This window comes from Streptococcus sp. 27098_8_12, assembly GCF_041432115.1.
Taxonomy (GTDB): Bacteria; Bacillota; Bacilli; order Lactobacillales; family Streptococcaceae; genus Streptococcus; species Streptococcus parasanguinis_V.
Genome location: NZ_JAPVZA010000004.1, coordinates 1 through 13,395 on the forward strand (window position 1 = coordinate 1; position 13,395 = coordinate 13,395).

Sequence of the window (13,395 nt, forward strand, 5' to 3'; positions counted from 1 at the left end):
GCCCTGCACATTGGTTCGTCTTGTTCAGTTTTCAAAGGTCTTTGTCGCTCTCGCGCGACAACTATATTAGTATATCATGACCTCTCCTTACTGTCAACACTTTTTTAAAAAATTTTTTATTTTTTTGAATGTTTTTTTGAAAGTAATAAAGAAAATAGAGAGGGAATCCTCTCTATTTATATTCTTGTCTGTATTTGTTTTCTTCAGCTTTGTTAGCCCATACATAATGACCTGGTTTAATTTCAACCATTTGTGGTTTATCTTCCGAGTAATCATGTTGTTCTGGATCGTAGATTTTTAGAACTTTTTTACGTTCTAGAATTGGATCTGGAATTGGGACCGCTGAAAGAAGCGATTGCGTGTACGGATGGATTGGGTGGTTAAATAGCTCTTCAGTTTCTGCTACTTCTACAATAACCCCTTTATAGATAACTGCAATACGGTCAGAAATAAAGCGCACAACTGACAAGTCATGGGCGATAAAGAGGTAGGTCAAGCCTAATTCTCTTTGGAATTTTTTCAAAAGGTTCAAGACCTGCGCACGTACTGAAACGTCAAGGGCTGAGATTGGTTCATCTGCAATGACAAATTCTGGTTCCATGACAAGTGCACGGGCAATACCGATCCGTTGACGTTGACCACCTGAGAATTCGTGAGGATAACGTGTCAAATGTTCTGCTAGAAGCCCAACTTCATGCATAATATTTTTTACTTTTTCCTGACGTTCTTCTTCGCTGTTAAACAAATGGTGGTTGATCAAACCTTCAGAGATAATATAATCAACTGTTGCACGTTCATTCAAACTTGCTGCTGGGTCTTGGAAGATCATTTGAATTTTACGGATCAACTCTGATTTTTCACTATGAGAGTTTTTTCCGTTGATCTTGCGACCGTCATAAATAATTTCTCCAGCACTTGTATCATTCAAACCGATGATCGCACGCCCAATTGTTGTCTTACCACTTCCTGATTCACCAACAAGAGAGAAAGTTTCTCCCTTATTAATGAAAAAGTTGGCGTTCTTTACAGCAACGAATTTTTTACTTCCTTCACCGAAGGAAATTTCTAAATCTTTAATTTCAACTAATTTTTCAGTCATTTCCTTCCTCCTATTCTGTAATTTGAGTGAAGCCCATTTTTGAGCCAATCTTTTCGTGAAGGTTTTCGATTACTTCTGGTTTATGAACTGTTGGTGCATCTGGATGGAGCAACCATGTCTTAGCCCAGTGAGTATCGGTTACTTTGAAAGCAGGTGCCTCTTCTTCAAAATCAATTTGCATCGCATAGTCTGAACGAAGTGCGAAGGCATCTCCTTTAATTGGAGCATACAATGATGGTGGAGTCCCTGGAATAGAGTAAAGATCACCATCTGAGGTTGACAATTGAGGCAAGCTTGAAAGCAAGCTCCATGTGTATGGATGTTTTGGATCGTAGAAAATTTCTTCTACTTTACCAAACTCAACAATTTCTCCAGCATACATAACGGCTACTTTATCTGCAATACTTGCAACCACACCTAAGTCGTGGGTGATAAAGATAACTGTAAATTGGTATTCTTTTTGAAGGGATTTCAACAAATCAATGATTTGCGCTTGAATGGTTACGTCAAGGGCTGTTGTTGGTTCGTCACAGATTAAGATATCTGGACGGCAGGCCAAGGCGATGGCAATAACGATCCGTTGACGCATCCCACCTGAATATTGGAATGGATACTCATCAAAACGACGTTCAGCATCTGGAATTCCAACTTTCTCCATATAGTCCAAAGCCATTTCTTTGGCTTCTTTAGCTGTTTTCCCTTGGTGTTTGATAATGACTTCTGTAATTTGTGAACCAATTGTGTTGATTGGGTCCAAACTTGTCATTGGGTCTTGGAAAATTGTAGCGATCTTAGATCCACGAATATTTTCCCAATCTTTATTCGATTTCAAATCTGTCAATTCTTGACCACGGTATTTAATCGAACCTTGGGCAATACGGCCATTATCTTCTAACATTCCGGTGAACGTCTTTGTCAAAACTGATTTCCCTGAACCTGACTCACCAACCAAGGCAAGCACTTCACCTTCTACTAGCTCAAGCGATACGCCACGAATAGCTGTCAGTACGCGATCGCGCACGTCAAATTCCACTACGATATCTTGAGCAGATAAAATAATATTGTTATTTGATGTCATATCTACTCCTCCTATCTATGTGTACGTGGGTCGCTGGCATCGGCCAAGTTTTGTCCGACGATAAAGAATGACAAGGATACTAAAATCAAAACAGTAAGCGGAATCCAGAATAGGTAGGCATTTGTAGTTACGTTTTGAGAATAGTCAGAAATCAACCGTCCCAAACTTGGAACTGTAATTGGAAGACCCAGTCCGAAGAAGGAAAGGAAGGCTTCGTAAGAAATAAAGCTTGGAAGCAACTGTGATGTTTGTGTCACGATAACAGATACCAATTGAGGTAAAATATTTTTCGTAACAATTTTCATTGTTGGTGTTCCTAATGTTCGGCTGGCAAGGTTGTACTCCAAATCACGGTAACGCATGATTTGGACACGAATGGTATAAGCAATTCCGATCCATCCTGTTAAGGACATGGCAAGAATCAAGTTCCAGAAACCAGATCCCATTGAGTAAGTCAAGACGATAACGATCAACATAAATGGAATGTTTGAAATAACGTTATAAACTTCCATCATGATACGGTCGATAGATTTTGAGATCCCCCAAATTCCACCAACGATAACTCCGACTACCACGTTAATAACAGTGGCGATGAAGGAAATGATAATTGAATTCCGAGCACCAAACCAAACTCCATCAAAGAGGGATTTACCGTTATTATCTGTACCAAAGAAAGCTTTGGCACTTGGTGGATTCAAACGTGCTGAAAAGTCATTTACCTTACTTACGTCGTTGTAATCAAAATTTGAAAACATCGGGTAGACAAAACTCATCAAGAGAATCCCAATCAAAATAGCAAGCATAATGATCGTGGTTCTTTTTTTCAAGAATTGTCTGAATACAGATTTCCAGTATGAATACGCTGGAGCATCGATTACTTCAGAGGCAAAGTCATCGCGTTTTACAAACTGAAATTTATTTTTATCGATTGTAGCCATTATTTGCCTCCTTTCGTATTCGTTAATTTAATTCGTGGATCAAGCACTGTCATCAAGATATCACCTAACATGGCAGCAAAGATACCAAGTGATGTGAAGATGAAGACAAGTCCGATGACCATGGTGTTGTTTGATGCTTTAATAGAGTCAATCAACATTTTACCCATACCTGGGAAAGCGAAGACTGTTTCAGTAAGTGTCGCACCTGAGATAACTCCAATGATAGAACCTGGAATACCAGATACCAATGGAACCATCGCATTTTTGAAGATGTGTTTTCTCGAGATCTCACGTTCTGACAATCCTTTTGAACGAGCAAAACGGACGAAATCTTGCGAATGGATATCGATCATGTAACGACGAATCCAAACTGCGATAAATGGCGCACTCAACAAACCAAGAATCAGAGACGGCAATACATATGAACGCCAGTCCTGTGCTCCAAGTACTGGGAATGAGTCTGGAAGTCCAACAAATGAACCTGCTAGACGCACAATGTAAACAAGGGCAATAGTTGGAAGAGACATCATAAATGTCAAGGTTGCTGTTGAGATGCTATCAAACCATGAGTTCTTGAACAGAGCCATGTAAGACCCTAATGGGATCGCAATCAAGTAAGCAATCGCAATACCAATCAAACCAATGATTGAAGAAGATGCAATCATGGATGGATTCTCATAGTTGCTCAACGTTGCTGTATAAGCGTCCCCTTTACCAAATCGACTGATGTCTTGTGAGTCTGCCTTACTTGGTGATTTGTAGGTACGTGAGTAGATATCAATTGAAGATGTCTTTTTACCTGTCGGGAAGTTCACTTCACTCTTCTTAGTCGTTCCTTGTCCTTGTGTAATAACTTGAAGAACTGGGGTATTAGAATAAGTTGGATATGAATTTCCAAGGTTTAAGGTCACAAAGTTTTGGTGTACATATGGGAATTGACCATTAAAGTACAAGAGGTATTTGTGTTTCGTACCAGAACCTACAACTGACCAACCAATAGATGGATCATTTTCAATACGGATATAGCGTTTGAGGTTTGGATTTGAGGCATCTTTCACCCAACCTGGATGATCAAACTGAATCAAATTTGCATAGAAGCTGATGACACGTTCAAAAACCGGAATTTCACGCACCGCATAAAAAGACTTACTTTCTGGGAAACGTTTCAACTGCCAACCATGACCTAATTTGTTAATGTATTCTTTATAGATCTTTTCATTAGCAGTAGTCGCATCAACTGTTACAGAAGAATCTTCTTTACTTGCTTTTTGTTGCAAGCTCTTTGAATCCATGTATTCCAAATAACCCATGCGATCATAGACTGTATTTTCGTAGTTGATCTTCGAATCTTTTGTCTTCGCTACTTTATTGTAGTTGGGGTCATTTTTAAAGATGAGATTTCTCGGTGTTAGCGTATAGATAATCATGTAGGTTAATGTCGTGACGAGAAAGATCGACACTAACGAACGCAAAATACGCATAAAAACATATTTTTTCATATTTCATTCCTTTAATGTCCAAAAGAACTTTCTCCCCTAGAAGAGAAAGTTCTAATGAAAATCAATAATTTAATTATTTAACGTGTTTTTCAAGATCTTGTTGAGCTTTTTTGTTTGACTCAGCTTTTTCTTTTTGCCATTTCTTAAGGGCTTCATCGTATTGTTTCTTAGTAACCGGCTCATCTTGAACTTCAACGTATTTCAAGTATGTTGAACCTTTGTTACCTGTTTGTGATGATGGTTCAGAGAATGGAACTACCTTAGAAACAACTGTTGCAGCACCTGTACTTGACATCGTTGGAATAACAATCGCACTATCTGTCAACCAAGCTTGAGCTGCTGCGTATTTTTCATAACGTTTCACAACATCTTGTGTTTCGTTGTTTGCATCGTCAAGAAGTTTTGCAAACTCATCCAAACCTACAGCTTTTGCTGATGGGTTATCTACACCACCTGCAAAACCAAGGTAAACTTTTGTTTGGTCCTCAGAAGCTGGTTGAAGAGTATCAAGGTAAGTTGATGGATCATCATAGTCTGGGTTCCATCCTACCATTCCTTGAAGATCCCAGTCTGCGTCTGCAGCTGATGGCACATTCAAAGTAATATTCAACACTTCGTCTGAGTCCATCATTTGAAGATCAAGAACGACATTGTCTTTACCAAGAGTATCTTCCACAGTTTGTTTCAGAGATTGCATCCGTGAAACAAAGTTTGTAGAATTTTGTGCTACCGGTACATCAATATGAATTGGGAATTGAACACCATCTTTTTGAAGTTCAGCTTTGGCTTTTTCAAGTTGTGCTTTCGCTTTATCTTTGTTGTAAAGACCATCTTGACCATCTGCAAGGTTGATACCCTTCCATTGGTCTCCATAAGTAGTCAACTTATCTGCAACTACATTTCCGAAGTCTTTTCCATCTACTTGTACGAACGCAGGTGCAACATATGTATTACGGATAGCTGGTTTAGCAAATTCTTTACCATTGACTTGTGCTGAGTAGCTTTCACGGTTCAAGGCAAAAGTGACGGCCTGACGGAAATCTTTGTTCAAAATTGCTTTCTTAGTAGAAGATTTTTCAGCATCGGATTTCTTTGCAGTGTGTTTGTAAGATTGACGATCAAGGTTAAAGCCAAGAACTGCTACACCTGATCCTGCTGGTGTAGTAAAGATATCGTCTTTATATTTTTTCTCTACAGTTGCAAAGTTTGAACTTGCAGGGAAAAGGCGAGCTTTTGTATAAGCACCATCAGAGAATCCACGTGCCAATGAATCTTGGTCTGATCCATCGTAATAAGTATATTTTACTTCTTTCAGGTGAACGTTTTTCTTATCCCAGTAGTTGTCATTCTTTTCAAATACAACAGATGATTTTGAAGTGATTGATTTAAGAAGGAAAGGTCCGTTTGCAAGGATTGACTTCACATCGTTTGGTTGACCAAAATCATCTCCCTTACTCTTCAAGAACTCTGTGCTTATTGGGAACAAAATTCCGTTAGTCGTTTTAGAGTTCCAGAAAGTTTCAGGTTTGTTCAATGTGTATTGAAGTGTGTAATCATCAACCGCTTTGACACCAACTTGGCTGAAGTCTGTAGTTTTTCCTTGCACATAATCATCCAAGCCTTTGATTGAGCCTTGAACTAGTGGAAGTTCTTCTGATTTTTTATCAGCAGCGTGTTTCAAACCAGTCACGAAGTCTTTGGCAGTCACTTCGCCGTGTTCTTCACCATCCGCATCATACCATTTGACACCTTTACGAATCTTGTAGGTATAAGTCAAACCGTCTTTAGAAACAGACCAGTCTTCCGCAAGTGAAGGTACAAGGTTACCGTATTTATCATTTTCTAACAAACCGTCTACCACATTTGTAGTGATGTCATGGGTAGCAGCTTTAGAAGAAATTGTATAGTCCAAAGTTGTTGGATCTGAAGTGTAGACATAACCATAGTTTTTGTCTTCGCCTGAGCTTGCTTTACTAGTATTAGAACCAGAACATGCAGCTAACAATCCAGCTGCAAGGAGTGTTACTCCGGCAACTGCGAATACTTTACCTTTTTTCATAGGAATTCTCCAATAGTTTTTTTAGATTTGTTTAAGATTATATCACAAGTAGAAAAAAAAGTAAACTAAATTTTCTGAATATTTGCTTCAACACCAGCCAAAAACCTTGCTATGATTGACTTTTTAGCCTAATTGATGATTTTACGATTTTCCATTAATCATTTGTATGATACAATAGAGAGGACTAAGCAACGAGGAAACAACTGTGAAAAAATTCTTTCTTTCTTTTTTAACCTTCATCCTGCTGTTATGCAGTTTACCTTATCAAGTCGTTCTAGCAGACGAGCTAGAACTTCCTGCTCAAAGTGCTATTGCTGTTGAAGCTGATTCAGGTAAAATCTTATATGAAAAGGATTCAGAGAAAAAGCGAGATGTGGGGGGACTATCTACACTCTTGACCACTTATCTGATTTTCGAAGCCATTCATGAAAAAAAACTTTCTCTGAAAGATCCTATTAAATTGTCTGAGAAAGCTCTGGCCTTAAATGATATCGAAGGTGCTGGTACTCTTCCTATGGAAGCGAACCAATATACGGTTGAACAGTTATTGACTGCTCTTTTAGTTGGAAATTCTAGCACTGCTGCCTTGGCCTTAGCTGAGAAAGTGGGGGGCTCTGAGAAAAGCTTCGTTGAAAAAATGAAGAAAAAACTTGCTGAATGGGGCATTCAATCTCCTCATTTAATCAATGCTACCGGATTAAATACTCAAACCATCAGCGGAGATCCTGACGGGAAAGAAGACGAAAATCAATTGAGTGCTTATGATATTGCTGTTATTGCCAAGCACTTACTCCAGGATTTTCCTGAAGTGACCAAATATACTTCAAAGCCCACTGCTCTTTTTTCAAACACGCAGATTGAAAACCCCAATCTGATGCTAGAAGGCATGCCGAATTACCGTTCGGGAGTCGACGGACTTCGGGTCAGCAACTCTACCAAAGGTGGCATCACCTTTGCTGCATCGACGACGCAAAATGGCATCCATATGATCACAGTTGTCCTAGGAGTGGAGGCAGTTGACGGTGATCCATATGCACGCTTTGTGGCTACTTCTTCTCTGATGAACTACGTGGTACGGACCTTTGTTTCTTCCATTGTCGTCAAAGAAGGAGATCCCTACGGAAAAAGTAAGGCAACTATCATGGATGGGAAGTCAGAGACTGTTTTAGCTGTTGCAAAAAAAGACTTCTATATCGTTGAAAAGCAAGGCAGTCAAGCAGAACCAAAAATTCAATTCAAGAGTGACCAAGAATCATTCCGAGCACCTGTCAAATCAGGCACAAATCTTGGAAAATTACACTACACTGATCCAGATAAAATCGGACGTGGCTACTTAGAAGATCAAGAACCAACAGTCGATATGGTAGCAGGAAGAACCATTGAGAAAAGCTTTTTCTTAAAGGTTTGGTGGAATGAATTTGTTCGTTATGTCAACGAAAAATTATAAGTAAAAAAATCACAATGGAGTCAAATCCATTGTGATTTTTGATTGATGAAAATGAATTATCCTACAGATCCTTCCATTTCGTAGCTAATGAGTCGGTTTAACTCAACGGCGTATTCCATTGGAAGTTCTTTTGTAAAGGGCTCTACAAATCCCATGACAATCATTTCTGTCGCTTCTGATTCAGACAAACCACGACTCATCAAATAATAAAGTTGTTCTTCTGAAATTTTTGAAACCTTGGCCTCGTGCTCCAAAGCAACTTGTGAGTTGTGGATTTCATTAAATGGAATCGTGTCTGATGCAGATAAATCATCCATGATAATAGTGTCACACTCAATGTGAGAAACTGATTTCTTAGAGTTCTTGTTGAAAGTCACTTGTCCACGGTAGTCTACCTTTCCGCCACCCTTCGCGATGGATTTGGATACGATAGACGAGCTAGTGTGAGGGGCATTGTGGATCATCTTGGCACCTGTATCTTGGTGTTGACCTGCATTCGCAAAGGCAATGGACAACATGGTCCCACGCGCTCCTTCTCCATCCAGATAAACAGATGGGTACTTCATGGTTGTCTTGGCTCCTAAGTTCCCGTCGATCCACTCAACTGTGGCATCTTTTTGAGCTTTGGCCCGCTTGGTGACCAAGTTGTAGACATTGTCAGACCAGTTTTGGATGGTCGTGTAACGCATATAAGCTCCATCCAAGGCAAAGATCTCAACAATTGCAGCATGCAAGCTATTGCTTGAATAGGTCGGTGCTGTACAGCCTTCTACGTAGTGAACGCTTGCTCCCTCATCCACGATAATCAAGGTACGCTCAAACTGACCTGTATTTTCATTGTTGATACGGAAGTAAGTTTGAAGGGGAACATCTACTTTTACGCCTTTTGGTACATAAATGAAGGTTCCACCAGACCAGACTGCTGAGTTGAGGGCAGCCAATTTGTTATCCGTTGGTGGTACTAACTTCGCAAAATACTGTTTGAAAAGGTCTGGGTATTCTTTTAGGGCAGAATCCGTATCGGTAAAGATAATCCCCAACTTTTCAAACTCTTCTTTCATATTGTGGTAAACCACTTCTGATTCATACTGAGCAGAAGCCCCCGCTAAGTAAGCACGTTCCGCTTCAGGAATCCCGATACGCTCAAAGGTTTCCTTGATTTTCTCTGGAACTTCGTCCCATGAACGGGCAGGTTTATCCGAAGGTTTTTGATAATAGATCAAATCATCAAAGTCAATTTCTGATAGATCGGCTCCCCAGGTTTGCATGGGCATCTTTTTGAAGGTTTCAAAAGATTTCAAACGGAATTCGAGCATCCATTCTGGTTCATTTTTTGCTGCAGACAATTCACGAATAACCGCTTCATTCAATCCCTTCCCGGTAGAGAGAATGGGTTGAACGTCATCGTGAAATCCAAATTTATATTCACCGAGATCAATTGGTTTCGGTTCGACTCTTTCTTCAGCCATAATTTCCTTTCTTTCTCTGTTTCTTCTTTTAATTATTTGCTACGTTCGATCGCTTTTTTGAGAGCATTCCAGGAGAGGGTCGCACATTTAATCCGCTGTGGGAATTTTGAGACTCCAGATAAGAAGGCTGCATCTCCCAACTCCTCTTGCCGAGGATCTGATTGGCCTTGGACCATTTCTGAAAAGACCTGTGCCAATTCTTCAACTTCCTCTTTTGTTTTTCCCATTACAGCATCCGTCATCATACTAGCTGAAGCGGTTGAGATCGTACAGCCTGAATTCACAAAGGAAATATCTTCCACCCTGTCATTCTCATCAAATTTCACACTTAACTGGATCACATCTCCACAAGTTGGATTGTTGAGTTGGATCTGATCAACATCTTCAATCTGTCCTTGGTGGTGGGGGTGTTTTGAATGGTCAGCTACGACCGCCATGTACAGCGAATCTAATTTAGAAAGTGCCATTGAAAAACTCCTTTGCTTTGATCAATGCCTCAATTAATTTATCACAGTCCGCTTTGGTGTTGTAGAGATAAAAACTTGCTCTCGTTGTCGCTGGGACTTGTAGGTATTGAAGGAGCGGTTGTGCACAGTGGTGACCTGCACGAACAGCAATCCCTTCATAATCTAATGCTGTTGCTAAGTCATGCGGATGGAGATCTCCTAGATTGAAGGAAATGACGCCAGAACGTTGGGCTAAGTCTTGGGAACCATAGATGGTCAAGCCTTCGATAGCCTGTAATTTTGGAAACACATAGGCAATCAATTCTTGCTCATGCGCTTCTACCTGGTCCATCCCCAGCTCTTCTAAGTAATCGATCGCTGCACCAAGACCAATTGCGCCCGCCATATTAGGTGTTCCAGCTTCAAATTTCCAAGGCAATTCCTTCCAAGAGGCAGATTGCTCGTAAACAAAGTCAATCATCTCGCCCCCAAACTCGATCGGAGACATTTGCTCTAAGATTTCTTCTTTCCCATAGAGGACACCAATCCCTGTTGGTGCAGCCATCTTGTGGCCAGAAAAAGCAAAGAAATCCGCATCTAAGTCTTGTACATCAATGGCCATATGAGGGGTTGATTGAGCCCCGTCTACAACCATGATCGCTCCAACTTCATGAGCTAATCGAGCAATTTCCTTGATCGGATTGACCACCCCTAAGACATTCGAAGCATGGGTGATGGAGACAAATTTTGTCTTCTCACTAAGCTTGCTCTTTAAGTCCTGCATATCCAGTAAGCCATCTTTTAGATAGACATAGACCAGTTTCGCTCCCGTCTTCTTGCAGGCTTGCTGCCAAGGAATGATGTTGGAGTGATGTTCCATGATGGAAATTAGGACTTCATCCCCTTCCTTTAGGACTTCTTCTGCATAGCGGGCTACCCAGTTGAGTCCAGTCGTTGTCCCTCTTGTAAAGAGCACTTCCTTGGTTGATGAAGCATTGATAAATTTTCTGACTTTCTCACGCGCTGCCTCATAGGCTGCTGTCGCTCGTTCAGCCAAAGTATGGACTCCACGATGAACATTGGCGTTATCTTGCAAATAATAGTGATTAACTGCTTCAAGAACACGTTTAGGTTTTTGCGTCGTCGCTGCATTATCTAGATAAACCAAAGGCTCATCGTGAACTAGTTGATCGAGAATGGGAAAATCTTGAGCAATCGTATTTTTATCTAGCATTGTTTCTCCTTAGCGTTGAGATAACTTTTCTTCAATGGTGGCAATCATTTCATCACGTACTTCTTTAACTGGGATTTCAACAATAACAGATCCCAAGAAACCACGCACCACTAATCGTTCCGCTGTGTGTTGATCCAGACCACGACTCATGAGGTAATACATGTCTTCTGGGTCCACTTGACCGATCGATGCAGCATGGCCTGCTGTGACATCATTTTCATCAATCAAAAGGATTGGATTGGCATCTGAACGCGCTTGATCCGATAACATCAAGACACGGCTTTCTTGCTGAGCATCTGCTCCTTTAGCCCCCTTGATAATATGACCAATTCCGTTGAAGGTCAAGGTTCCTTTTTCAAGAATAACCCCGTGTTGCAAGATATTTCCGATCGAGTTGCAACCAAAGTTGGTCACGCGGGTGTCAATTCCTTGAACCTGACGACCGCTTGATAAAGCAACGACTTTCAAATCTGCATGACTTCCGTTTCCAACCAAGTCACTGTCAAAGTCTGCAACCACGTTACCTTCGTTCATAACACCGATAGCCCAATCAATGCTGGCATCCTGACCTAGTTTCCCACGTCGACTGATGTAGGCTGTGACATTTTCACCCAGACGGTCAATCGCCGCAAATTTCACTTGGGCACCTGAGCGGGCAATCACCTCAACCGTCACATTAGCAGTTGCTGTTGCTGAGCCATCACCTTTTGATTCTAGGCGTTCCAAATAGCTGAACTTGCTGTTTTTGCCTGCAATAATCAAAATGTGTTTATTGAAAGGTACATCACTGTCGCTATCCTGGTAGAAAATGCCTTCGATTGGTTCTGAAATTTCGACGTTATCTGGAATATAGAGGACAGCCCCACTATTAAAATAAGCTGTGTGGTATGCTGCTAGTTTATCATCATCGTATTTAACCGAAGACATAAAGTAGTCTTCTACCACCTGCGGAATTTCTTCTAGGGCAGAATGGAAATCTGTAAAAAGGACTCCTTGGTCTGCCAAGGCTTGTGGCACCTGTTCAAAAACAGTCTGAGTTCCAACTTGGACCAATTTTAAGTTTGAATCGAGGGCTGTAAAATCGGGAACATTGGCAGAAGCCTCACTTTCTGTGATCGTCCCATCCCCAAGATTCCAGCGGTGGAATTTGACGCGTTCAATGGCTGGCAATTCCAACTGATCGATCTTGTCAAAAGCTTTTTTTCGTAAATCTTGCAGCCAGCTTGGCTCAGCATGCAGTTCCGAAAAGAGGGTAATATTTTCAATACTCATTTTTTTCTCCTAATAAAGATACTATCTGTTTGATTTTATGACAACATTAGATCACTTGTCATCAGGTTATAGTTCTTCTTTATAGTCGTAACCGAGTTCTTCTGCGAGTTGGGCATAGCCTTCACGTTCCAAGCGTGCAGCCAATTCTGGTCCACCTGAAAGCACAACACGACCTTCCATCATCACATGAACGACGTCAGGAGTAATATAGTTCAACAAACGTTGGTAGTGGGTGATGATCATCGCTCCAAAACCTTCACCCCGCATTGCATTAACCCCTTTAGATACGACCTTAAGAGCATCGATATCCAAACCAGAGTCAATTTCATCCAAAAGGGCAAATGTTGGTTCCAACATCAATAATTGAAGGATTTCATTGCGTTTTTTCTCACCACCTGAGAACCCTTCGTTCAAATAGCGTTCTGCCATTTCTTCTTTCATGTTGAGCAATTCCATCTTTTCATCCAATTTTTTGATGAAATCACGAATAGAGATCTTCTCGTCCTCTTCTTTACCAGCATTCATGGCTGCACGTAAAAATTCTGCATTGGTAATCCCTGGGATTTCTGAAGGGTATTGCATGGCAAGGAACAAGCCCATCCGTGCACGTTCGTCTACTTCCAATTCTAAGATGTTGACACCATCAAACAGAATCTCCCCTTTGGTTACTTCATAATTTGGGTTTCCCATAATGGCAGCTGACAGAGTAGATTTCCCTGTTCCGTTTGGTCCCATGATGGCTGCGATCTCACCAGTTTTTAGGGTCAGGTTTACACCTTTTAAAATTTCTTTGCCTTCAATTTCAACGTGAAGGTCTTTAATTTCTAATGTCGACATTGCATTCCCTTTCTTTT

General features: G+C 40.8%; 11 protein-coding genes. 1 reads left to right on the forward strand and 10 read right to left on the reverse strand.

Going from position 1 to position 13,395, the window contains the following annotated elements; translation table 11 throughout:
• Positions 1-172 precede the first annotated feature (172 nt).
• From O3629_RS02185 to O3629_RS02205, 5 genes are all read right to left on the reverse strand, one after another.
• Positions 173-1,099 carry an ATP-binding cassette domain-containing protein gene (locus O3629_RS02185; protein ID WP_003010296.1) on the reverse strand — a complete coding sequence of 309 codons (927 nt, stop codon included), beginning with the start codon at positions 1,097-1,099 and terminating at the stop codon, positions 173-175.
• Between the two features lie 10 nt (positions 1,100-1,109).
• A complete protein-coding gene (locus tag O3629_RS02190) occupies positions 1,110-2,177 on the reverse strand; it encodes an ABC transporter ATP-binding protein (protein ID WP_070665174.1) in 1,068 nt (355 codons plus the stop codon).
• An 11-nt stretch (positions 2,178-2,188) separates the two neighbouring features.
• On the reverse strand, positions 2,189-3,115 hold the full coding sequence (gene oppC / locus O3629_RS02195) for an oligopeptide ABC transporter permease OppC (RefSeq protein WP_049488657.1): 927 nt from the start codon (positions 3,113-3,115) through the stop codon (positions 2,189-2,191).
• Positions 3,115-4,614 carry an ABC transporter permease gene (locus O3629_RS02200; protein WP_021154493.1) on the reverse strand — a complete coding sequence of 500 codons (1,500 nt, stop codon included), beginning with the start codon at positions 4,612-4,614 and terminating at the stop codon, positions 3,115-3,117. Before O3629_RS02200 ends, oppC begins: the two co-directional genes overlap by 1 nt.
• A 73-nt stretch (positions 4,615-4,687) precedes the next feature.
• The gene (locus O3629_RS02205; RefSeq protein ID WP_061590699.1) at positions 4,688-6,673 is read right to left on the reverse strand and encodes a peptide ABC transporter substrate-binding protein; all 1,986 of its coding nucleotides are present in this window, start codon (positions 6,671-6,673) and stop codon (positions 4,688-4,690) included.
• 205 nt (positions 6,674-6,878) lie between these two features.
• On the opposite strand from O3629_RS02205, the gene O3629_RS02210 reads away from it, so the two are divergent.
• Complete coding sequence (locus tag O3629_RS02210; RefSeq protein ID WP_371608657.1) at positions 6,879-8,120, forward strand: serine hydrolase; 1,242 nt, start codon at positions 6,879-6,881, stop codon at positions 8,118-8,120.
• Between the two features lie 56 nt (positions 8,121-8,176).
• On the opposite strand, the gene sufB is transcribed toward O3629_RS02210, so the two are convergent.
• The 5 genes from sufB to sufC form a co-directional block, all read right to left on the reverse strand.
• Positions 8,177-9,589, reverse strand: a complete 1,413-nt coding sequence (sufB, locus tag O3629_RS02215; protein WP_003010279.1) for a Fe-S cluster assembly protein SufB — start codon at positions 9,587-9,589, stop codon at positions 8,177-8,179.
• 32 nt (positions 9,590-9,621) lie between these two features.
• The gene (gene sufU, locus O3629_RS02220) at positions 9,622-10,056 is read right to left on the reverse strand and encodes a Fe-S cluster assembly sulfur transfer protein SufU (RefSeq protein ID WP_371496469.1); all 435 of its coding nucleotides are present in this window, start codon (positions 10,054-10,056) and stop codon (positions 9,622-9,624) included.
• Complete coding sequence (locus O3629_RS02225; RefSeq protein WP_371496471.1) at positions 10,043-11,269, reverse strand: cysteine desulfurase; 1,227 nt, start codon at positions 11,267-11,269, stop codon at positions 10,043-10,045. Before O3629_RS02225 ends, sufU begins: the two co-directional genes overlap by 14 nt.
• A gap of 9 nt (positions 11,270-11,278) precedes the next feature.
• Entirely contained in the window at positions 11,279-12,541 is a 1,263-nt protein-coding gene (gene sufD / locus O3629_RS02230) for a Fe-S cluster assembly protein SufD (RefSeq protein WP_049485794.1), read from the reverse strand.
• 66 nt (positions 12,542-12,607) lie between these two features.
• Positions 12,608-13,378 carry a Fe-S cluster assembly ATPase SufC gene (gene sufC / locus O3629_RS02235; protein WP_003004238.1) on the reverse strand — a complete coding sequence of 257 codons (771 nt, stop codon included), beginning with the start codon at positions 13,376-13,378 and terminating at the stop codon, positions 12,608-12,610.
• Positions 13,379-13,395: the final 17 nt, after the last annotated feature.